This window comes from Gammaproteobacteria bacterium (assembly GCA_041395445.1).
Taxonomy (GTDB): Bacteria; Pseudomonadota; Gammaproteobacteria; order Xanthomonadales; family Marinicellaceae; genus NORP309.
Genome location: JAWLAO010000008.1, coordinates 44905 through 66497 on the forward strand (window position 1 = coordinate 44905; position 21593 = coordinate 66497).

22 protein-coding genes and 2 pseudogenes are annotated in these 21593 nt (G+C 38.1%); 9 read left to right on the forward strand and 15 right to left on the reverse strand.

Annotated elements, in window-relative coordinates:
• Positions 1-37: 37 nt before the first annotated feature.
• Positions 38-538 carry a pantetheine-phosphate adenylyltransferase gene (gene coaD / locus R3F25_12215; protein MEZ5497567.1) on the reverse strand — a complete coding sequence of 167 codons (501 nt, stop codon included), beginning with the start codon at positions 536-538 and terminating at the stop codon, positions 38-40.
• A complete protein-coding gene (rsmD, locus tag R3F25_12220; GenBank protein ID MEZ5497568.1) occupies positions 531-1106 on the reverse strand; it encodes a 16S rRNA (guanine(966)-N(2))-methyltransferase RsmD in 576 nt (191 codons plus the stop codon). Before rsmD ends, coaD begins: the two co-directional genes overlap by 8 nt.
• 53 nt (positions 1107-1159) lie before the next feature.
• Between rsmD and ftsY the strand changes: the two genes are divergently transcribed.
• Positions 1160-2290: a signal recognition particle-docking protein FtsY gene (ftsY, locus tag R3F25_12225; protein MEZ5497569.1), complete on the forward strand. Its 1131-nt coding sequence runs from the start codon at positions 1160-1162 to the stop codon at positions 2288-2290.
• Positions 2291-2607: 317 nt separating this feature from the next.
• Here the strand turns inward: ftsY and R3F25_12230 are convergent, their stop codons facing one another.
• Positions 2608-2790, reverse strand: a complete 183-nt coding sequence (locus R3F25_12230) for a hypothetical protein (GenBank protein ID MEZ5497570.1) — start codon at positions 2788-2790, stop codon at positions 2608-2610.
• 227 nt (positions 2791-3017) lie between these two features.
• Between R3F25_12230 and R3F25_12235 the strand changes: the two are divergent.
• Positions 3018-3996, forward strand: a pseudogene (locus R3F25_12235) (IS5 family transposase).
• 501 nt (positions 3997-4497) lie between these two features.
• Here the strand turns inward: R3F25_12235 and R3F25_12240 are convergent.
• The 6 genes and pseudogenes from R3F25_12240 to R3F25_12265 all read right to left on the reverse strand — a co-directional run bounded on the left by R3F25_12240 (position 4498) and on the right by R3F25_12265 (position 8780).
• A pseudogene (locus R3F25_12240) lies at positions 4498-5641 on the reverse strand (IS3 family transposase).
• 274 nt (positions 5642-5915) lie between these two features.
• Positions 5916-6263 (reverse strand): hypothetical protein, encoded by a 348-nt coding sequence (locus tag R3F25_12245; GenBank protein MEZ5497571.1) that lies wholly within the window; start codon positions 6261-6263, stop codon positions 5916-5918.
• Positions 6241-6432: a hypothetical protein gene (locus R3F25_12250; protein MEZ5497572.1), complete on the reverse strand. Its 192-nt coding sequence runs from the start codon at positions 6430-6432 to the stop codon at positions 6241-6243. Before R3F25_12250 ends, R3F25_12245 begins: the two co-directional genes overlap by 23 nt.
• A 168-nt stretch (positions 6433-6600) precedes the next feature.
• Complete coding sequence (locus R3F25_12255; GenBank protein MEZ5497573.1) at positions 6601-6750, reverse strand: hypothetical protein; 150 nt, start codon at positions 6748-6750, stop codon at positions 6601-6603.
• Positions 6751-7096: 346 nt separating this feature from the next.
• Positions 7097-7867: an ABC transporter permease gene (locus R3F25_12260; GenBank protein MEZ5497574.1), complete on the reverse strand. Its 771-nt coding sequence runs from the start codon at positions 7865-7867 to the stop codon at positions 7097-7099.
• A complete protein-coding gene (locus R3F25_12265) occupies positions 7854-8780 on the reverse strand; it encodes an ABC transporter ATP-binding protein (GenBank protein ID MEZ5497575.1) in 927 nt (308 codons plus the stop codon). Before R3F25_12265 ends, R3F25_12260 begins: the two co-directional genes overlap by 14 nt.
• A gap of 381 nt (positions 8781-9161) precedes the next feature.
• Here R3F25_12265 and R3F25_12270 point away from each other — a divergent pair, with 381 nt between their 5' ends.
• Positions 9162-9512: a DUF3147 family protein gene (locus R3F25_12270; protein MEZ5497576.1), complete on the forward strand. Its 351-nt coding sequence runs from the start codon at positions 9162-9164 to the stop codon at positions 9510-9512.
• A gap of 87 nt (positions 9513-9599) precedes the next feature.
• Here the strand turns inward: R3F25_12270 and R3F25_12275 are convergent, their stop codons facing one another.
• The 6 genes from R3F25_12275 to rlmE form a co-directional block, all read right to left on the reverse strand.
• Positions 9600-11405 carry a M20/M25/M40 family metallo-hydrolase gene (locus R3F25_12275; protein MEZ5497577.1) on the reverse strand — a complete coding sequence of 602 codons (1806 nt, stop codon included), beginning with the start codon at positions 11403-11405 and terminating at the stop codon, positions 9600-9602.
• A 15-nt stretch (positions 11406-11420) separates the two neighbouring features.
• Entirely contained in the window at positions 11421-12455 is a 1035-nt protein-coding gene (locus R3F25_12280; protein ID MEZ5497578.1) for a hypothetical protein, read from the reverse strand.
• A gap of 103 nt (positions 12456-12558) precedes the next feature.
• A complete protein-coding gene (glmM, locus tag R3F25_12285; GenBank protein ID MEZ5497579.1) occupies positions 12559-13896 on the reverse strand; it encodes a phosphoglucosamine mutase in 1338 nt (445 codons plus the stop codon).
• A 30-nt stretch (positions 13897-13926) separates the two neighbouring features.
• Positions 13927-14724 carry a dihydropteroate synthase gene (folP, locus tag R3F25_12290; GenBank protein MEZ5497580.1) on the reverse strand — a complete coding sequence of 266 codons (798 nt, stop codon included), beginning with the start codon at positions 14722-14724 and terminating at the stop codon, positions 13927-13929.
• Between the two features lie 3 nt (positions 14725-14727).
• Positions 14728-16659 carry an ATP-dependent zinc metalloprotease FtsH gene (gene ftsH / locus R3F25_12295; protein ID MEZ5497581.1) on the reverse strand — a complete coding sequence of 644 codons (1932 nt, stop codon included), beginning with the start codon at positions 16657-16659 and terminating at the stop codon, positions 14728-14730.
• A 19-nt stretch (positions 16660-16678) separates the two neighbouring features.
• Entirely contained in the window at positions 16679-17299 is a 621-nt protein-coding gene (rlmE, locus tag R3F25_12300; GenBank protein MEZ5497582.1) for a 23S rRNA (uridine(2552)-2'-O)-methyltransferase RlmE, read from the reverse strand.
• Between the two features lie 59 nt (positions 17300-17358).
• Here rlmE and R3F25_12305 point away from each other — a divergent pair, with 59 nt between their 5' ends.
• The 6 genes from R3F25_12305 to R3F25_12330 all read left to right on the forward strand — a co-directional run bounded on the left by R3F25_12305 (position 17359) and on the right by R3F25_12330 (position 21531).
• A complete protein-coding gene (locus R3F25_12305) occupies positions 17359-17640 on the forward strand; it encodes a YhbY family RNA-binding protein (protein MEZ5497583.1) in 282 nt (93 codons plus the stop codon).
• 2 nt (positions 17641-17642) lie between these two features.
• Positions 17643-18014 (forward strand): MTH938/NDUFAF3 family protein, encoded by a 372-nt coding sequence (locus R3F25_12310; GenBank protein MEZ5497584.1) that lies wholly within the window; start codon positions 17643-17645, stop codon positions 18012-18014.
• 4 nt (positions 18015-18018) lie between these two features.
• Positions 18019-18333 carry a DUF6122 family protein gene (locus R3F25_12315; GenBank protein ID MEZ5497585.1) on the forward strand — a complete coding sequence of 105 codons (315 nt, stop codon included), beginning with the start codon at positions 18019-18021 and terminating at the stop codon, positions 18331-18333.
• Positions 18334-18509: 176 nt separating this feature from the next.
• Positions 18510-19532: a recombinase RecA gene (gene recA / locus R3F25_12320; protein MEZ5497586.1), complete on the forward strand. Its 1023-nt coding sequence runs from the start codon at positions 18510-18512 to the stop codon at positions 19530-19532.
• The gene (locus R3F25_12325; protein MEZ5497587.1) at positions 19519-19980 is read left to right on the forward strand and encodes a regulatory protein RecX; all 462 of its coding nucleotides are present in this window, start codon (positions 19519-19521) and stop codon (positions 19978-19980) included. The genes recA and R3F25_12325 overlap by 14 nt, the downstream gene beginning before the upstream one ends.
• A gap of 33 nt (positions 19981-20013) precedes the next feature.
• The gene (locus R3F25_12330; protein ID MEZ5497588.1) at positions 20014-21531 is read left to right on the forward strand and encodes a sulfotransferase; all 1518 of its coding nucleotides are present in this window, start codon (positions 20014-20016) and stop codon (positions 21529-21531) included.
• Positions 21532-21593: the final 62 nt, after the last annotated feature.

Sequence of the window (21593 nt, forward strand, 5' to 3'; positions counted from 1 at the left end):
TCCTTCATGAACTTCATGTTCTTTATGGTGAACCAGTTTACTTTTTCAGTTCTTTCCACTTGGCTTTCAAAGCTGTTTGCACCAGCGGGTTAACAAAGCCGGAAACGTCTCCATCGAGTTTGGAGATTTCTTTCACCAATGATGAAGAAATAAAACTGTATTGCTCCGCCGGTGTCAGAAACATAGTTTCCACATTGGGGATCAAACGGCGGTTCATACTGGCAAGTTGAAATTCGTACTCAAAATCCGAAACCGCTCGCAGTCCACGCAGAATGACTTTGGCATTGACTTGTTTTACAAAGTCAGCCAACAACACATCAAAGCCCATAACCTTAACATTCTTGTATGGCTTTAAAACTTCATTTGCCATATCAATACGATCCTGAAGGCTAAATGTTGGCCCTTTTCCGGTTGAATCAGCAACAGCGACAATCAGTGTGTCATAAACTTCACAGGCACGTTTCACCAAATCCGAGTGACCGTTGGTAATTGGATCAAATGTTCCCGGATAGACAGCAATTAAAGGTTTTTCAGGCATTAGTTTTCCCCGTATTTTGTTTTTGCCAGAGCTCAATTTTAACCTGCCCGGCTGACTTTGTGCGTAATAATTCCCAATTCTCCGGTAAATTCATCACTTCCTGATTGATTCCAAATTCACGATACAGCAAACCTCCATCATTAATTTTTGGCAAGCTCAGATTGGTTAGTTCGTCTATTAAATCATTGGCAAAAGGCGGATCGAGAAATATAATATCCGTAGTTTCAGTTGTATTCTGCAAAAAAGACTGCGCAGATTGATTGAAAACCTGTATGTTTTCAAAAGCAAATTCTTGAGTGATTTTATTGAGTTGCCTGGATACTTGAATGTCCATTTCGATCAAATTTACCTGTTTCGCTCCTCTGGAAGCCGCTTCGAAACCTAAAGCTCCTGTCCCTGCACAAATGTCCCAAACAGTTCTGCCCGGCAATTTCATTTGTAACCAGTTAAACAAGGTCTCACGCAAGCGATCTCCGGTTGGTCGCAATCCTTCTTTCTCAAGAACAGGAATCCTGCGACTCCGATGTGTTCCTGAAATAATACGAATTGTATGCTTAGATTTTGCCATAAATTAAGCAATTGGTTAAAATGCAACATTGTATCAAGATTTCGGATTAAACAATGCTTAAATTTTTCAAGAAAAAGGATAAAAACAATAAAGCAGATAATAAGGATAATAACGCCAGCATAGAAGACACAACTATTTCAAAGGCTGATAATACTGATATTCCGAATTCTGAACAACAAATTGATGCGGAACAAAGAAAAGCGATTGCCAGTGCAACCACACAAGTTCATGAAGATGTAAAAGAATCTGTTGAAACTAAAGTTCAAAATATTAAGGATGAAGATAAACTGGAACAAAAACTGGCGAAGTCCAGAAATGGTTTCGGTAAAAAAATGAAGCATGTGTTCTCATTCAAGAAATCTATTGATGATGATTTATTTGAAGATATTGAAACCACATTGCTGATGGCGGATGTTGGAGCACAAGCCACAATGGAAATCGTTGATAACACCGCTAAATCGGTGAAAAGACGTAAGCTGAGCGATTCGCAAGCGGTTTATGATGCTTTGAAATCGAATCTTCAAACATTAGCTGAAACCGTGCAAAAACCATTGGTTATTGATGAAAGCAAGCAACCATTCGTTATCTTGGTGGTTGGTGTTAATGGCGTTGGAAAAACAACCACAATCGCTAAATTGGCACGCAACTTTAAAGCGCAGGGCAAATCTGTCATGCTTGCTGCCGGAGATACTTTCCGTGCTGCTGCGGTGGAGCAATTGAAAACCTGGGGACAACGTGAAAACATTCCTGTGATTGCTCAATCAACCGGATCAGATTCAGCTTCGGTGATTTTTGATGCGATGAGTTCAGCAAAAGCCAAAGGAATTGATATTTTAATTGCCGATACAGCAGGCCGTTTGCACACACAATCGAATCTGATGCAGGAACTGGCTAAAATCGGACGGGTGATGAAGAAAAATGACGAAACCGCACCACACGAAACATTAATTGTCGTTGATGGCGGAACCGGGCAAAATGCGGTTTCACAAGTGAAAGAATTCAACAACTCGACTCAACTAACAGGTATTGTTATCACCAAACTGGATGGCACTGCCAAAGGAGGAGTTTTGTTTAATCTTGCCAAAGAGTTTGGGCTACCGGTTCGCTATATCGGTGTTGGTGAAAAATCATCCGACCTCAAACCATTTGTTGCTTCTGAGTTTGTTGAAGCTTTATTGGGATAAAGTCGGGGAGATTACACGTAATTTTATTTTCAATTTGATTGGAAATCCATAATTCAAATTTTGCTTGTATTTTTAACGTTACTTTGTTGCCACCCAACAAAGTAACCAAAAAAGGGTGCTCCGACATTTTGACCTCCGGTTTCCTTCGATGCTCAGATGATTTGGCGAGGTATTTGAACTCGCTTCGCTCATACAAAAATACCTCGTATTTCCAAATCATCTTGTGCGTCTCAGCGAAATGTAAGGGTGTAGAATCTTTCGAGTGATTTTAAACAACTGTGTTATTTTCGCCTTCAGAAGTCAAATTTGAACATTTGTTAGGCATACTTTTTAGCATATAATAAATTCAGATTAGATCCGCACTTAACTATAGAATTTTTAACATCTAAAACGGATTCAAGAATTTCCATAGACCAATTGACCTTCCCCCCAAAAAAAGAACCACCTATTTTTACACCAGACTTATTTTCGATTAAATCTAATGAGTATTGCTGTGTCACGAGCATTCTGTGCTTTGAAATATTTGAGAACGCTACTACATACTTAAACCAATATGAACCAATCAATTCTTTTAAATTATTCTTAAGACAAGACTCATGAAGGTTCTCAGCAACTTGTAAATATCACATTTACTTTCATCAATCTTGATTCTATAGAGACCTTGCTAGAAACACAAGAAATTTGAAAAAATGTTAAACTACCGTAGTTCACAAAATTTATTAAAATCATGTCTTGGAAACAACTTAGCCAATCAAGCTTAGCCGACTCATTAGCTAGTCACCATAAATCCCTTGAAGAACTCGATGATATTCATGAATTACTGACTGGAGTCGAATTGAAGCTCATCTGAGAGATATGTTTTCATCCAAACGAGGAGAGCTGCATGGCCTCCGCTATTAATGTTTAAAATCATGTTACTGCAACAATGGTATAGACTGAGTGATGAAGGCATGGAAAAACAATTGGCACGAGATTTATTATTTCGTCGTTTTACCGGACTTGGTTTAAGTGATGGAACACCGGATCATACTGTTATCTGGCGTTTCCATAAACTGATTGGAAAATTAAAACTGGCAGAAGTTTTATTTGAAGAAATCAACCAACAACTTTGTGAACAAAACATTATGATTAGAGCCGGAGGAGTCAGTATTATTGACGCCACAATAATCGAAGCCAAAAAATCTCGTCCTAAAAATGGAAAAAACGGTGAGAATATACAGGATAAAGATGCTGCTTATACCAGTAAAAAAGGTTCAGATGGCAAGCTCAAAACCACTTATGGTTTTAAACTTCATGGTAACAGTGATGAAGATGCCTTTTTACAAAAATACACCTGTACTGCTGCCAATGAGCATGATTCTAAACAATTTAAGAAACTGCTTACAGGAGAGGAATCTCAGGTTTATGCTGATAGTGCCTATAAAAGCAAGGAATATGATGAGTATCTTCAAAGGAATAAAATAAAAAATAAAATACACGAGCGAGCCTACCGCAACAAGCCTCTGACTGAGAAACAAAAGCAGGCTAACACATGGAAGTCTCAGATTAGAAACTGTGTGGAAAGTGTATTTGGAATATTAAAGCTTCATTATGGTCTCACTAAAGCCAGACATGGAGGATTAATGCAATTACATACATCAATAGGCTTTGCTGCCATGGCATATAACCTTAAAAGAGCGGTAAAAATACAAAATAGTTGTGCCTGAAATATGGCAAAACACCCCGATTAGCACTCAAAAAGCTAGTCGGGATTAAGAAAATCGGAACAAATAGTGGTTTTTATCGAAAATCGAAAAAATCAGAAGTTTTAATCAATCAAGCAAAGGTCTCTAATAATAAGATGTTTACTAATTGAGCAAAAATGTCGTATAGATTTCTTACTGAATTTATAAATGCAATTAAGTTTGCATCATGAGTTAATCTGGCTCTAATAAATGTCAGTTGATCTTTGGAAATACCCAAGATGTATTTTAAATTACTTTCATGTATTCCATTATCAGATTTATTAAATTGATTCATAGAATCGCGTGCAGTATAAAAATGATACATTAGCAGAGTGTAATGGTCAAGTTTTCCGGACACATTTTTAGGCTGCTTTTTAATTCGTTATATTTTTTGTTTGGTGTTGTGTATCCAATTGCTGAGTTCAGCCTTTTGTAGTTGTAAAAGTAGATATAACTCTCAACTTCAGCAATCACTGCTGGGTTCTACCCCGATTTTACGGACATTTTAGAAAAGGGTTTTTCATATTTTAATTTTTTCTCTAGTTTACGCTTTTTTACCGGATTATGGAAGCGTTCAATATAATCAAAAATATCAGCTCTTGCTTGTGATCTGGTTTTGTAGTTTCTGATTTACTCTTTCTTTTCATAACACCAAAGAATCCTTCACATGCTGCATTGTCAGCAACAACTACCAACAGCACTCATTGAGCAAATAACATTGTTATCAAATAAAAATTTCTGATAGTCATCACTGGTAAATTGGCTACTGTCAAATGTAAAATCACTGTTTCTGATTTCTCCTTTGCCACAAAGCCATCAACACTGCCTGAATCACCAGATGTGTTGTTTGGTTTTGACTCATTGACCAACCAATAACAACTTTTGAGTACAAATCAATAACAACACAAAGATACAACCAGCCCTCAGCTGTCTTGATGTAAGTAATATCTGTGACCCATTTGGTATTAACATTCTGTGCATTAAAATCCCTGTTAAGGTGATTTATTATGCCATCAGGACGAACCGTTGATTTTTGGATAGCCACTTTTTCTTCTGCGGGATACCTTTGATATTATTGACTTTCATAAGCCTGGCAATACGATTGGGACTACAAGAATAACCAATGGAATTAAGTTTTTCTGTCATCCTTGGCGAACCGATAACGCCATCACTTTCGTCATGAATTTCTTTTATTTTCCCCAGCAAAATGGTATTGTCCTGCTTTGTTTTGCAGGCTTCTCTATTTCGCCAGTCGTAATAGCCACTGGTTGATACTTTTAGCTGTTTGCACATCATTGCTACCGGATAATTATCGCGACAATGCTCGATTGTTTGATACTTTACTTCGTGTCCTTTGCGAAGAACACTGCCGCTTCTTTTAAAAATCCCGTTCCTTCTTAACTCTGGCAAGTTCTCGTTTCAACCGTGCCATTTCTTCATCCCGAGCATGACCTTTTCCTGAAAAGGCCTTTTCACCTTCGGCTGCCTGTTCCCGTCGCCAACGACTAATCATATTAGCATTCAGCCCGAGTTCTTCGCCAAGTTCACTCAGGGAAATACCACTTTGATAGGATAATTTAACTGTTTCCTGTTTAAATTCTTTGGAAAACTTTCTTCTGCTTGTCATAAACACCTCTGTTTAAATGGTTTATAATAACCTTTTCAGATGTGTCCGTAAAATCGGGGTAGAACCCGCTTCATGATTAATAAAGCTTAATGTGTTCAACCTTTCTGTTTTCAGATTTCTAAAAAAACGTTCCATAACTGCATTGTCCCAACAATTACCTCTGCGGCTCATACTTCTGATTATTTTGAGTTGGTCGCAATACACATCAAACATGTTTGATGTGTATTGCGTGCCTTGATCTGAATGAACCAGCAAGTTGCTGGTCATTGGTCGCTTACGATTGATGGCATTTTTCAATGCCAAGGTGGCAAGCTGTGCATCTGGTGTCTTTGACAGTGCCCAGCCTACAATTTCTTTTGGCACCCAAATCAAGTATGGCAGCCAGGTAACTCCAGCATTGGTGGTTTCGTATATAAGTGATGTCTGTGACCCAATGAGTGTTGGCCTGTGGCTGATTAAACTGTCGATTTAAGACGTTTCCAACTTTTGTATTACTGATGCCACCATCAGGGTATTGGTGCTTTTTCTTAGGCCTGATTGCTACAATGTTTGCCTCTTTCAAGGACTGGCTGCTTTTTGTTTTGCCAATATTGAATCCTTCATTGTTTAGTTGCTTTTTCATTCTGCATTTGCCGTAACTGTGATTGGTCAATAGCCGTTTGTTTGATGATACGAAGCATTTGTTGCTTTTTCGCAGATATGGGCTTTTCTTTGACTTGGTCGTAATACGTACTGGTTGGAACGCTAAACACTTCGCAAAGTTCTTTGGTCTGATATTTTGGGTGCGCCATCTTTATTTTTTAATCATTTGACTTAATCCTTCGAACAAAGATGGCTGCGGCCTTTTTTAGTATTTCATTGTCTCTTTTGGCACGCCATAATTCTTTTTCAGCCTTTGGATTTCTTGTTGCTCAGCTGTCATTGCTTGAGTTCCTTGGGGTGTTTTTCCGTGAATTTCATCAATATTGCTTTTTCCAGCGACTGACCGCTGTTTGACCAGCACCTGATATATCCATGACTTGCTTGTAGGTATAACCTTCTTCAACCATCAATTTGGCATAATCACGACGCTGCTCAACCGTAAATGATAATCTTTGTTTCTTTGACATTATCTAACCTCTGTTTTCAGTATTATATAGGCTAAAAATGTGTCCGAGTTTATTAGACCACTACAGATTTATAATTCTATCGACAGAGCTAAGTGCATTTAGCGGTTTTTCATAATCTTGATAATTAGCTTTTATTAACTCTCTGAGGTTATCAATACTCCATGACTCCATCACAAAACTCCAATTTTATTTGATTGCATAGCATCAAACTAACCTGCAAGCTCTACTCCGACCAAGAACGGATTTGTCTGTTTTTTATCCCATAATTGTTGGTCAACCGTTTTGTTACTTGATGTCAAATTTTAATCCACTTTGGTAGTATTCTTTTTATTTGAAAACTATCGAATTAACTCCTTAATCCAATACCTTTATTCAGCATATAAAGACAAATGGCGGTCAGAACCACAACAAATGTCAGAATAATGCTATAGGCAACAGTTAAGCTCACATCGCTGACTCCGAGAAAACCATATCTGAAAGCATTTACCATATACAAAACCGGATTGAACTTGGAGACTGTTTGCCAAAAATCAGGCAGCAATGAAATCGAATAAAACACACCGCCAAGATAAGTCAAAGGCGTGAGGATAAATGCCGGAATAATGGCAATATCATCAAATTTATTCGCCAGACAAGCGTTAATAAAACCGCCCAAAGCAAAAACTACGGAAGTCAAAACTACCGTTGAAATTACAATCCAGTAATTATGAACTTGAATTTGTGTGAAAAACAGCGAAATAATGGTCACAATTCCGCCAACCATGAGACCGCGAGCCAAAGCACCCAGAACATGACCAAATAAAATCACCCAGTTTGGCATTGGAGAAACCATCATTTCTTCAATGTGTTTACTGAATTTGGCTCCAAAGAATGATGACACAATATTTCCGTAGGAATTCGTAATAACAGACATCATCACCAACCCCGGAACAATAAAAGCCATATAATCAAAGCCACCCATATCACCGATTCGGCTGCCAATAAGGTTTCCAAAAATTACAAAATACAATGTCATTGTGATTGCCGGTGGCAGAATTGTTTGCGACCAGATGCGTAAAATACGGACAATTTCTTTCCGGCAAAGAGTGTAAAGCGCTACAAAATTATTCCCCTTCATTTTTTTGCTCCTGTGTCATCTTGTAAAACAACTCTTCCAAACGATTGACTTTATTGCGCATGGAAAGAACTTTATAGCCCATCTCATCAATTGTTTTGATGGATTCATTCAGTGCTTTGGATTTTGGTACATCAATCTGAATCGAGTTCTCATCTGTAACCTCTGCATTCAATGCTTTTAATAAATCAGCCTCAGGCTTCTTATCCAAATCGAGGATGAAAGTTTCAATATCCAGAGTGGTCAGTAACTGTTTAATAGTTGTGTTTTTAATAATTTCGCCATGATTGATAATAGCCACATTTTTACATAACTGTTCCGCTTCTTCGAGATAGTGAGTTGTCAGGATAATAGTCGTCCCGGCATTGGCAATTTCTTCAACAAATTCCCACATCGAACGGCGGATTTCGATATCCACACCGGCTGTAGGCTCATCCAGAATTAACAATTTAGGCTCATTCATCATTGCACGAGCAATCATTAAACGACGCTTCATCCCTCCGGAAAGCATACGGGACATGGATTTTCTCTTGTCCCAGAGCTGTAATTGTTTGAGATATTTTTCCGCTCGTTGAATAGCTGTTTTTCGAGGAACACCGTAATAACCGGCTTGATTCACCAAAATATCCATTGGTTTTTCAAACATATTGAAATTAAATTCCTGCGGAACCAAGCCGATATGCGATTTAACCTTGTTTCTTTGTTTTGTTAGATTATCACCAAAGACTTCAACATCACCGGAACTGGCGGTTACCAATGATGAAATAATACCGATTAAAGTCGATTTCCCGGCACCATTCGGACCAAGCAAAGCGAAAATTTCGCCAGCTTCTACTTCAAGATTAAGCCCCTTGAGTGCAACCGTGCCATTTTTATAAGTTTTTTTCAGATTTGATACTTTTAAAGCTGCTGTCATAATGTTTAGATATTTTGGTAAATTCACAGATAGAAACAGCTCAATTTAACTGAAATATTTATGGATTTACAATTTGAGATTCACAGAAACGATTAAGAAAGTCTCTGACACAACACTTCAATCTATATTAGGTCACAATGATGATATTTCAAATTAAAAATTAGAATATTTAGGATTATTCTTTATCATATCTGCTACTAGAAATGATTTACTAAATTTAGAATTTAAAATAAATTGGCTAGTTTGCCATCTATTAACAAACAAGTGTATTATTCAACAAGGTGAAAGCAAACTAATAATAGCCAAATGACATCTTTTAAAAGAAACTTTCACCGTATATTTTCATGATTTAAAATATAAAGTACTAACAGAGAAAAGCCTATGAGCTATTATGCAATAAAAATAATAACAACAACTTTGTTGATAGTTGCAATTTCAGAAGTTGCAAAACTCAGTTCCCTGATTGGAGCCATATTAGCATCAATCCCGCTTATTTCTGTGCTCGCTATGATTTGGCTTTATATTGACACAAAAGACGTTTCGAAAATCAGCTCCCTTTCAACCAGTATTTTTTGGTTAGTTATTCCCTCATTGGTATTATTCATATCGCTGCCAATACTACTAAAACAAGGCATAAACTTTTATCTAAGTATTAGCATTGCTATTGTCATAACAATTTTTTCATATTGGCTGATGATATATGTATTGAATTATTTTGGAATTAAGCTGTAACTAACAATTAAATCTGATAAGGTAATTTCTCTCTATATTTACAACCCTTTTCATCAATGATTTCAAATAACTTTTGCTTAATATAACCTATTGTCTTGAAGTTGGAGTAATTTCCATTTCAACTTCTTTGCCATCGCGCATCACTTTAGCTTTTACGGTTTTACCAACTTTTAAGGCTTGTAGAACATAGGTAAAATCATAGATATTTTCAATTTTTGTTCCTGCTAGTTCAATCAGTAAATCACCACTTTGAATTCCGGCTTTTTCTGCCGGTGAACCTTTAGTTGATCCGCTAAGCAATACTCCTTTAGCATCACTGGCATAATCAGGGATTGTTCCCATGTAGGCTCGCATCCCTCCACGAGTGCCCTTCTCTTTTTTCCGAGCTTGTTTTTGAAAGTCTAACGCATCATCCTGCATTGATAATCCACGAGATATGAGGGACATCAGCTTGGATGTTTTAGCCAATCCTTCATAATTGACTAAATTTTCGGTGTCTCTGGGCGTGTGATATTCTGTGTGTGAGCCTGTGAAAGCGGATAATATTGGCACATTGAATAAATAGAAACTCATGGCATCGGTTGGCAAATAAGCATCATCCTGCATGGTTATATTCAAACCAACCGGAACATTTCTTTGCTCGATAATTGACTTCCATTGTTTGGAAGAACCGATTCCCTGCATTACCAGAGAATCACGCAGACGGCCAATCATATCCATGTTCAAGTTTGCTAAAAAAACTTCTGACAAATCTTTTTTATCAAATGTTTTGACGAAATGATTCGAGCCTAGCAAACCCAATTCTTCACCGGACCAGAATGCAAAAATTACATCTCGTTTCGGCTTGAATTTGTTTTGATTTTTTAACATCACCAGATATTCGGCAGCTAAAAGCAAACCACTCACACCGGAAGCATTGTCATCAGCTCCAGGATGAACCATACCGATTTCATCGCCTTTAGCCAAAGATGTAGAGCTTTCCCCATGACCTAAATGATCATAATGTGCACCAAGTATCACCGCCGGCAAATCGCTACTACCTTTGATGTAGGCGATGATATTTTTACCGGTTTTCTTATCTTGCACGAGGTCAATGGTTGCTGAAACTTTGACATCCGGAATATCAAATCCCATGACGAAGTCACCTTTATCGAGTTTCTTTTGAATAGCGCTCCAGTCTTTACCCATGTTATTCAACCACTGTTGAGCAATGTCGTTAGTTATCGAAATAACTGGCATACTGCCGTGAGCTGTTGATGAATCATAAGTTAAAGGAATCAATTGACTTTTGACAATGGTGTCCGGTGCGGTTACAAAAATAACTCCAGCGGCTTCATGTTGTCTGGCATTGAGAACTTTGCTTCGTTCACTGGCAAAAGCATTGATTTTAACTCTTTGTTCACTGGAAATATCTTCCGGCATAAATCTTTGAATCAACACCCATTTGCCTTTAACGTCTAAGTGAGTGTATGAATCATAGTTATCACCCGGTTTATCGCCTTCAGGTTCAGTAATTCCATACCCGGCAAAAACGACTCCGGCTTCTTCAAAATCTCCCAATGCAGAAAAAACAAGTGGTCTGAAATCTTTGTCCAGTTGATAGTCTTTACTGTTTACAGAAAATTGGTTATTTTTTCCTAAATGAGTCCCTGCTGTAAATTCAAAAGGATGAAAATAACTTTCGGAATTCCAAGGTCGAATACCAATTTCCTTCAACTGAGTGCTAATATAAGCAGCGGCTTTCTCCTCACTTTCAGTTCCTGTCAACCTGCCACCGGCTTCAGTCAATTTGGCAACATGCCTTTTGGCGGTTTCAATATCAGCTTTAGAAACTGATTTAGCATCGGCTACAAAATTGAATCCTAAAATTAAAATCAATATCAAAGTTTTCATTGCATTATTCCTCAATTATTGCAATCCCAAAGCCTGTAAAGCTACCTGATGATTCCAGTCTGCACGATAAATTTGCGAGAGATTGTTGTTGTCTTTTTTACGAGTCCAGTAAAGCTCATTGCCTTCAGGAGTAAAGACCGGTAAGCCGTCAAAGCCATCCAGATTGCTGACTCTGATAGGTTCGTGATTTCCTTCTGCATCAACAATATACAACTCAAAATTGGCGAATCCATTCTTGTTGGTTGTAAAAATAATGTATTTCTGGGACGGATGATAGTAGGGAGCCCAGGACATTTTGCCTTCGTGAGTGATTTGTTTTTTGTCTGTTCCATCAATATTCATCGAATAAATCTCAGCAATCATGCCATCTTCGGTGAATTTACGCCAAACGATACGTTTGCCATCCGGAGAGAAGAACGGACCACCATCATAACCTCGTTCAGTTGTCAGTTGCTTAACATTACTTCCGTCAGAGTTCATGATAAAAATATCCATCATGTAGGATTTGTCGAGTTCGAACAATTTTGTTTCTTCCTGAGACATACCACCTTTTCCGTTATAAGCATTACGGTTGGAAGCAAAAGCAATCAGCTTGCCATCCGGTGAAAAACTTCCTTCTGCGTCATAACCAATATCTGTGGTTAGTTGTGTGACTTCATCGCCTTTTTTAACAAATAAGTCAAAATATTCATCATAATCCCATGAGTATCGGCGTTCCTTTCCTGAGTTTCTGAAATCAATTTCCGCTTGCTGTTTTTTTAAGGCGTCATTATCTAAGTGAGTTGAAGCGTACAAAATTTGCTCGCCATCGGGATGAATCCAAGCACAAGTGGTTTTCCCAACTCCATTAGAAATCATTTCGACATCACCGAACTCTAAATCCATAGTGTAAATTTGGTAAAACGGATTGCCTTCATGCCTTTCGCTTTGAAAAACAATTTTGGAGCCATCAGCTGAAAAATACCCTTCTCCGGCTCGTCTTCCCTCAAATGTCAAACGACTGATATTGGTCATTAGTTCAACTTCTTTGGGTGAAATTGTTTCAGACATTGGTGGTGGTTTAGGGGTTTCAAAAGAAGATTTTTGAAGGTTTTTTTGACTACATGAAGTGCATAAAAGCACTATTACTGGGATAAAAATTTTCATTGTTTTTTTATAAGTTATTCACTAAACTGACCAGTTCACCGGCGTATTTTTCTGCAAGTTTTTCATCTTTTGCTTCAACCATCACTCTGAGCATTGGTTGAGTTCCGGATGCACGAATCAAGGTTCGACCATTATTTCCTAATTCTTTGTCTATTTCAGTTGAGAGTGAAATTACATCTTGATGTTGAGCTAATGATTTTGCATTTTCAACGGTAATATTAATCAGAACCTGAGGGTATAAAGGAATTTCATCGGCGAGTTCTTTGAGATTTTTTCCTTCCTTAATCATCACCGATAACACCATCAAAGCACTAACAATTCCGTCTCCTGTGGTTGCCAAGTCCAGATTAAGAATATGTCCTGAAGACTCTCCACCCAGATGCCAATTGTTTTTTCGTAATAGCTGATGGACATAACGATCACCGACATCCGCTCTGAGAAAATCAATTCCTAAATCACTCAGACCGCTTTGCATGGCTTGATTGGACATGAGTGTTCCAACAACTCCACCGTTGAGTTTACCATTTTTATGAAGATGTTTGGCAACAATAAAAATCAGTTGATCGCCATCAATCACCTCGCCGTAATGATTAATCATTAAGACTCTGTCACCATCACCATCCAGAGCAATTCCTAAATCTGCTCCGGTTTCTAAAACTTGTTCCTGTAAAATTTGCGGATGTGTTGAACCGCAATCAGCATTGATATTTAAACCATCGGGTTTATTGGCAATAACCGTGACATCAGCACCTAATTCGGAGAAAACTTGCGGAGCAATATGGTATGTTGCACCATTGGCACAGTCGAGTACAATTTTTAAACCGGCCAGGCTTTTTTGACGAGGGAAACTGCTTTTACAAAACTCAATATAACGACCGGCCGCATCATCCACACGCTTGGCTTTTCCGAGCTTCTCACTAGAAACAGTTGCAAATTCTTTATCAAGTTCTTGTTCAATGGCTAATTCCAATTCATCGGATAACTTTTCACCATCGGCGTTGAAGAATTTAATCCCATTGTCGTAATAAGGATTGTGCGAAGCGCTAATCACGATCCCGGCACTGGCATGCATGGAACTGGTCATCCAGGCAATTCCTGGAGTTGGCATCGGACCTAACAATAATGAATTTGTTCCTGCCGAAGATAAGCCGGCTTCCAAAGCAGACTCCAGCATATAACCCGAAATTCGAGTGTCTTTTCCGATGAGAATTGTATTTGACGGTGATAGCTTACCCAAAACCACACCAGCTGCCCGACCTAATTTCAAGGCGAACTCAGCTGTCATTAACGAACCACCGACTTTTCCGCGAATCCCGTCCGTTCCAAAATATTTTTTTTCTGACATTAAATTTTAAATGTTTTTTGATTTATAAATTTAGTCCATCAATGCTTTGGCCATTTTCAGCACATCAACCGTTGCTTTAACATCATGAACTCTGAATATATCGGCTCCTTGCATGTATGCGAACTGAGCAATGGCTAAACTTCCGTAAATTCGTTCACCAACTTCAACATCAAGAATCTGACCAATCATGGTTTTTCTGGAAACACCAATCAATAATGGATAACCCAAAGATTTTAGCTGTTTGATGTTTTTAAGTAAAGCAAGATTATGCTCCAATGTTTTTCCAAAGCCGATACCCGGATCAATAATAATATTTTTTGAACGGATTCCTGCTTTCTGGCAAGCCTCAATTCTCGCTTCTAAGAAACTCATAACTTCTGCCACAACATCCTGATAACGAGGATTGTGTTGCATGGTTTGCGGCATTCCTTGTTTGTGCATCAAACAGACAGGAACATCATATTCAGCTGCAACTTCTAATGTTCCGGGAGAAAGCAAAGCGTTGACATCATTAATAAAGTCAGCACCGGCTTTTATCGCTTCTTCCATAACATTTGCTTTGCTGGTGTCAATTGAAATTGTAATGGATTTATTGGTTTGTCTGAGTTTTTCGATAACCGGAATGACTCGGGATATTTCTTCATCTACCGAAATTTCTTTAGCTCCGGGTCTGGTTGATTCACCACCGACATCAATTATATCAGCTCCCTGTTTGATAAGAATGTGTGCTTGTTTGATGGCATTGTCGGTTTGATAAAATAAACCACCATCTGAAAACGAATCGGGGGTCACATTAATGACCCCCATAACTTTAAAATTTCCAGTCATTGATTAACTTGAAGTGGCTTCACCACCAATATTATCCTTGCCGGATTTCTTTTCTTCCTTGTTTTTGGATTTTGGATTGACTGAAGTATCATCATCGTCCCATCCGTCCGGAGGTGTAATTTCTTTGCCTTCCATGATTTCAACAACTTGTTCGCTGTTCAGCGTTTCATATTTCATCAACGCCTCAGACATGGTGTGAAGTTTATCAATATTATCCTGCAAAATTTTAGTTGCTTTACCATAATTATCATCAATGATTTTCTTGATGGCATCATCAATCAATTTCGCAGTCGCATCTGATACATTTTTATGCTGAGTAACCTGACGACCGAGGAAAACTTCACCCTCATCTTCGGAATAAAGCAATGGTCCGAGCCCTTCTCCAAAACCCCATTTAGTGACCATGTTTCTGGCAATATTGGTCGCATGTTGAATATCACTCGAAGCTCCTGTGGAAATAGCTTCAGGACCTCCAAGTAATTCCTCAGCAATTCGTCCGCCATAAGCCATGGCAATTTGTGACTCCAGTTTAGTTTTTGTGATTGAAACTTCGTCTTTCACAGGCATCGACATTGTTACACCTAGAGCTCTTCCGCGAGGAATAATTGTCACTTTATAAATTGGATTATGTTCTGGTGACAAATATCCAACAATTGCGTGTCCGGCTTCATGATACGCGGTCACTTTGCGATCATGTTCATCCATCACCATGGACTTGCGTTCCGCACCCATCATGATTTTGTCTTTGGCTTTTTCGAAGTTTTCCATTGTTACAATTTTGGCATTTTCACGGGCTGCAAATAATGCTGCTTCATTCACCAAATTTGCCAAATCAGCACCTGAAAATCCCGGAGTTCCTCTCGCCAGCATTTTCGGTTTGACATCATCTGCCAAAGGAACTTTTTTCATGTGAACTTTCAGAATCGCCTCACGTCCCAAAATATCCGGTAATGGTACAACCACCTGACGATCGAAACGACCCGGGCGCAATAAGGCTTTATCCAATACATCCGGTCTGTTGGTTGCAGCGATTACAATAACCCCTTCATTGCCTTCAAAACCATCCATTTCAACCAATAACTGATTTAATGTTTGTTCTCTTTCGTCATGTCCGCCGCCCATTCCGGCTCCACGCTGACGACCCACCGCATCAATTTCGTCAATAAAAATGATACACGGAGCATTTTTCTTCGCCTGATCAAACATGTCACGCACACGCGATGCACCGACACCAACAAACATTTCAACGAAATCAGAACCTGAAATTGTAAAGAAAGGAACTTTTGCCTCGCCGGCAATAGCTTTTGCTAGTAAAGTTTTACCGGTTCCGGGCGAGCCAACCATTAATACACCGCGAGGGATATGACCACCGAGTTTCTGAAATTTCCCCGGATCTCTAAGGAAATCAACAATTTCTCCGACTTCTTCCTTGGCTTCTTCCACACCGGCAACATCAGCGAAGGTTACTTTTATTTGGTCTTCGCTGAGAAGTTTGGCCTTGGATTTACCAAAGCTCATGGCTCCTCCTTTTCCACCGCCGCCTTGCATTTGACGCATAATGAAAAACCACAAACCAACTAACAACAAAATTGGCAGAATGGTTTCCAGCAATCTGAAGAAAACACTTTCTTCCTGAAATGGCAGATAAGTAGCATCTACATTTTTCTTGATAAGGTCATCAATCAGTTTGTCATCTTTAGGCGCATTAACTGTTATTTTTTCACCATTCATCAACTGAGCTGTAATCACCTTATGGACACCAGTCTTATCATCCACAACAACGGATTGTATCTGACCATCATTCAACTTATCGTAAAAATCAGTATAAGAGACCTCTGACGATCTTTCCGAATTATGCACAACGGTATTAAAGACTGATAACAGAACCATCAGCACAACAATCCAGAGAACTATGTTTTTTGTTACGTTATTCAAAGCAATTTCCTAAGTTAAATTAACCTCTAAAACCTTTGGCAACCGCATAAACTTCGCGACTTCTCGCTCTGGATGCCTTTGGTTTTCTCATGACGACTATTTTAAAATCCTGTTTGAGTTGTTTCAGATATTCGTCAAAACCTTCTCCCTGAAACAACTTCACTGCGTAATTACCACCTTGTCTGAGACATTGATGACAAAAGTCCAGTGCCAGTTCTGCCAGATACATTATTTTAGGTTGATCTATGGCGAACACTCCACTTAAGTTTGGGGCTATATCGGATAACACAAGATCTATTTTTTCAGAATCAATGACATTTAAAAGTTGTTGTAAAACCTCATCATCACGAAAGTCTCCTTGTATAATTTCCACTCCTTCAATAGGTTCAACCGGAAGAATATCCAGACCAATGACGCGTGTTCCTGCCGGAGCCAGTTTACGAGCAACCTGACACCAACCACCGGGAGCACAACCCAAATCAACAACACTATTGATTCCACTCAATAATTGATCTTTCTCGTGCAATTCTTCCAGTTTGAATGCCGATCGTGCTCGGTATCCGTGTTCTTGCGACATTTTGACCCAATAATCATCAAAATGTTCACGCAACCAGTTATTTGAACTCTTACTTCTTGCCATGTCCCAACAGACTGTTAAAATGCAACATTAACATAACGAGATAATAACAAAAAGCACTAATGAATAAAAATGCGATTAAATATTTACGCGGAATCAGCCACAATATCAAGCCTGTGGTGATGGTTGCAGATAAAGGACTTACCGAAAATGTCATGAATGAAATTGACATTGCTTTGGACAAGCACGAACTCATCAAAATCAAAATCCGAACCGACCGAGAAACCCGAAATCAATTCATCAGTGAAATTGTCAATCAAACCAATTCTGAACAAATTCACACCATCGGTCAGACATTAACCATCTTTCGCAGAAACCCGAAAAATCCTCAATACGAAATCTAACTATGAAACTGGTTGAGAACACCGAAAATAGTTTAAACATTATTTCATCGGCAACTAGTGATGAAATTGTTGTCAATGGAAACACGATTCAGGAAAGCTGTATCATTAACAGTAATACCGTGATGACAGACTTACAACTGAAATCAATTGAGCAACTGTCATCAACTCATATTGAATATTTACTCTCAAACCGGCCCGAAATTATTATTTTGGGTTCGGGTTTAGTCCATCAATTTCCTCAAGTCGATTTGTTACAACCACTTGCTCAAAACAATGTCGGATTAGAGGTAATGACCAACAAATCTGCTGTCAGAACTTTCAATGTACTGATGGCTGAGGACAGAAATGTCGCTTGTTTGCTGATTATCGGATAAACAATTGCTGCATATTTCCCTGCATTTTATTGTTCCCTTAGCGATTAGTATTATCTTTTTTCCAAAAAGATGGAAGTTTGCTTTTTTGATTATGGCAGCAACAATGATAGTCGATTTGGATCATTTGCTGGCGACGCCAATCTATGATCCTTTGAGATGCAGTATCGGATTTCATCCTTTGCATCGTTTCATTCCAATTGCAATCTACGCAATTGCCTGCCTGATTCCAAAAACACGACTGTTAGGAATCGGTTTGATTATCCACATGATTTTGGACTCGATTGATTGTCAAATGACCAATCAAGTATGGTATGTTTAAAAAATTAAAAATAATTTTCTAATTCTCAAGTTTTGAGAATGACACAGCCTAATATTGCAAGCATCCGATTTTTCCTACAAAAATTTAGGAATTTTTATATATTGTAATCGACATCTTCATACTATAATACGAGGCTAATAATGAAAACAGACACAGCGAGAATTTTGGAGCTAAATATGGATGAAAACAAAAAGAAAGCGTTATCAGCTGCTTTAAGCCAGATTGAAAAACAATTCGGCAAAGGATCAGTGATGCGTTTAGGAGATCAATCTGCCATGAAAGCCGATGTTTATTCAACGGGTTCAATTGGTTTGGATGCCGCATTGGGGATTGGCGGATTACCCAGAGGAAGAGTGATAGAAATTTACGGACCGGAATCCAGTGGTAAGACCACATTAACATTGCATGCGATTGCTGAATGCCAAAAAGCCGGGGGAACGGCAGCATTCGTGGATGCAGAACATGCACTTGATCCATCCTATGCAGAAAAACTCGGTGTGAACATTAATGAATTACTGATTTCTCAACCGGATACCGGTGAACAAGCTCTGGAAATCTGCGATATGCTGGTTCGTTCCGGTGCGGTGGATTTGGTGGTTATTGACTCGGTTGCAGCATTAACGCCAAAAGCTGAAATTGAAGGTGATATGGGTGATTCACACATGGGCTTACAAGCTCGTCTTATGTCACAAGCACTGAGAAAACTGACAGGAAACATCAAACGCACCAACTGCATGGTGATATTCATTAACCAGATTCGTATGAAAATTGGTGTGATGTTCGGAAGCCCCGAAACAACAACCGGTGGTAATGCTTTGAAATTCTACGCTTCGGTTCGTTTGGATATCAGACGTATCGGTGCGATTAAAAAAGGAGATGAAATTCTTGGTAACGATACCAGAGTGAAAGTTGTTAAAAACAAAATGGCTCCTCCATTCAAACAAGTGGAATTTGAAATAGTTTATGGCGAAGGAATTTCCCGCCTTGGAGAAATTATTGATTTAGGTGTGGCACATAACCTGATTAACAAATCCGGTTCCTGGTATTCGTATGGTGACAACCGCATCGGACAGGGTAAGGAAAACGCCAAAATGTACTTACAAGATAACCCTGAAATTGCCAATGAAGTTGAAGAAAAAATTCGTGAAGCTATGATGCCAAAACGCAAACAACCCCCTCAGGAAGTTGAGCAAGAATAATTTCACAGTCAGAACTGACTTAGAGAAAGCCAGAGCCTCTGCTTTGGCTTCTCTATCTATGCGGGAACATTCTGTCAAAGAACTAACCGACAAACTCAGTAACAAAGGATATGAACCTGAAAGCATTCAAATAGTCATTAAAGAATGTCTGGAAAACAACTACCTCAACGATGACAGATTTGCTGAAATCTATTGTCGAAGCCGGGCTCAAAAAGGTTACGGACCTTTGAAAATTTCTATGGAGTTGAAACTCAAAGGCATCACCGAAAACCAAGCCAAAAACGCACTCCAACAAGACGGGTTAGACTTTTACCAAATCGTAGAGTATGTCTATATGAAAAAATATCGCGAAACCCCAATTGCAGACTTTAAAGAGAAAATGAAACGCCAAAACTATCTCTATCGCCGTGGTTTCGATTTTGATTTAATATCTCATGTAATAAATTAAATGAATTACTCCTATAGTCAATATGAAATACAAATGCTAGATAAAATCGCATCGTTGATTAATAGTAAAAAATTTGACCAAGCTAAACAAAAATTACTCAAACTCGAAAAAAAGTATCCGCAAAATTCAGAAATTCCAAGATTACTCGGTGTCATTTATCTTAAGTTAAAAAAATATTTAGTAGCAGAGAAGCAATTATTAAAATCATTTAATCTAAATCAAGATTCTATGGCTGTAATTTTAAATCTCGCTTCACTTTACAAATATCAAAAAAAATATAATAAAGCTCATAAACTATTTGAAACAGTTATTTTGAAGCACCCTGACAATGAAATTGTTCAATATAATCTTGGAAATTTATATCGTGATGAAGAAAGATGGGATGAAGCAGAAAATTGCTACCTTAATGCAGTCAATATTGCTCCCACACATGTTGGCTCATTAACAACTTTGGGATTTATCTGTAAAAACAAAGGTGATATTAATAAATCCATAGAGTATTTTCATCAAGCATTGGCAATTCAACCCTTTCAACCAGAAATATATTGGGCATTAGCTAATCTTAAAACCTATAAATTTTCAGAGAGTGAAAAAGATATTATCACATCTATGCTCAAAGGAAATTTTAGAAACAATATTGAATTGTTATTCACTAAAGCTCACTATTTGGAGCAAGATGAAAAATATAGCGAAGCCTATGAATTTTTAAAACAAGCAAACAGTCAAAAATATCAATTACTCAATCGCATAGCATTTGACTGGTTGGGTTATGGAGAAAGAATAAAGAATGTATTCACATCTGAATTTTGCAAAACAAATCAATCAGGATTGACTACAGATATAACTCCTGTTTTTATAGTGGGAATGCCTCGATCCGGATCAACCCTTATTGAACAAATTCTATCATCGCACTCACAAATATTCGGTGCATCGGAACTTAGCTTCATTCCAGAGTTAGTCAAATATTTTGGAAAACAGAATTACCCCGAGGGTTTTAAAGATTTCAGCAGGTCTCAATTCCATCAAATCGGTGAATCTTATCTGGAAAATACCAAAGAATACCACGCAATTAACCGTATTTTTACGGATAAGCAGCCCTTGAATTTTAATTTTGTTGGAGCAATACTTCTTTCGAATCCGAACGCAAAAATCATTCACACAGTCAGAAATAAGTACGACGTAATTTTAAGTTGTTACCGACAACTGTTTACTCAAGGACACGATTATAGTTACAGCCTTGAAGAGCTATTTCAAAATTATACCTATCAAGAGAATATTATGGAATATTGGAAATCATTATTTCCAACACGAATTATCACAATTGAATACGAACGGATATTAACAAATTTGAAAGGTGAAATTATTAATATTTTAACCCAATTATCACTTGAATGGGAGGAACCCTGTCAGAAATTTCACGATACCCATAGAAGTATAAAAACAGCGAGTGCAGGACAAGTCAAAGAAAAAATTTATACGACTTCAATGAAAAAGTATGAAAAATATAAGTTTTTCATTAAAGAAATTAATAATTTAAGCAAATTAATCTAATACTTGTAAAAAAAAAATGTATAATGTTGCACGAGTATTTGTTTATTTTAGTGACTGTTTAG

Excerpts from the sequence above, each read along its gene's own strand:
- coaD (MEZ5497567.1), bottom strand. The coding sequence starts at position 538 with ATGCCTGAAAAACCTTTAATTGCTGTCTATCCGGGAACATTTGATCCA.
- rsmD (MEZ5497568.1), bottom strand. The coding sequence starts at position 1,106 with ATGGCAAAATCTAAGCATACAATTCGTATTATTTCAGGAACACATCGG.
- ftsY (MEZ5497569.1), top strand. The coding sequence starts at position 1,160 with ATGCTTAAATTTTTCAAGAAAAAGGATAAAAACAATAAAGCAGATAAT.
- R3F25_12245 (MEZ5497571.1), bottom strand. The coding sequence starts at position 6,263 with ATGAAAAAGCAACTAAACAATGAAGGATTCAATATTGGCAAAACAAAA.
- R3F25_12250 (MEZ5497572.1), bottom strand. The coding sequence starts at position 6,432 with ATGGCGCACCCAAAATATCAGACCAAAGAACTTTGCGAAGTGTTTAGC.
- R3F25_12255 (MEZ5497573.1), bottom strand. The coding sequence starts at position 6,750 with ATGTCAAAGAAACAAAGATTATCATTTACGGTTGAGCAGCGTCGTGAT.
- R3F25_12260 (MEZ5497574.1), bottom strand. The coding sequence starts at position 7,867 with ATGAAGGGGAATAATTTTGTAGCGCTTTACACTCTTTGCCGGAAAGAA.
- R3F25_12265 (MEZ5497575.1), bottom strand. The coding sequence starts at position 8,780 with ATGACAGCAGCTTTAAAAGTATCAAATCTGAAAAAAACTTATAAAAAT.
- R3F25_12270 (MEZ5497576.1), top strand. The coding sequence starts at position 9,162 with ATGAGCTATTATGCAATAAAAATAATAACAACAACTTTGTTGATAGTT.
- R3F25_12275 (MEZ5497577.1), bottom strand. The coding sequence starts at position 11,405 with ATGAAAACTTTGATATTGATTTTAATTTTAGGATTCAATTTTGTAGCC.
- R3F25_12280 (MEZ5497578.1), bottom strand. The coding sequence starts at position 12,455 with ATGTCTGAAACAATTTCACCCAAAGAAGTTGAACTAATGACCAATATC.
- glmM (MEZ5497579.1), bottom strand. The coding sequence starts at position 13,896 with ATGTCAGAAAAAAAATATTTTGGAACGGACGGGATTCGCGGAAAAGTC.
- folP (MEZ5497580.1), bottom strand. The coding sequence starts at position 14,724 with ATGACTGGAAATTTTAAAGTTATGGGGGTCATTAATGTGACCCCCGAT.
- rlmE (MEZ5497582.1), bottom strand. The coding sequence starts at position 17,299 with ATGGCAAGAAGTAAGAGTTCAAATAACTGGTTGCGTGAACATTTTGAT.
- R3F25_12305 (MEZ5497583.1), top strand. The coding sequence starts at position 17,359 with ATGAATAAAAATGCGATTAAATATTTACGCGGAATCAGCCACAATATC.
- R3F25_12310 (MEZ5497584.1), top strand. The coding sequence starts at position 17,643 with ATGAAACTGGTTGAGAACACCGAAAATAGTTTAAACATTATTTCATCG.
- recA (MEZ5497586.1), top strand. The coding sequence starts at position 18,510 with ATGGATGAAAACAAAAAGAAAGCGTTATCAGCTGCTTTAAGCCAGATT.
- R3F25_12330 (MEZ5497588.1), top strand. The coding sequence starts at position 20,014 with ATGCTAGATAAAATCGCATCGTTGATTAATAGTAAAAAATTTGACCAA.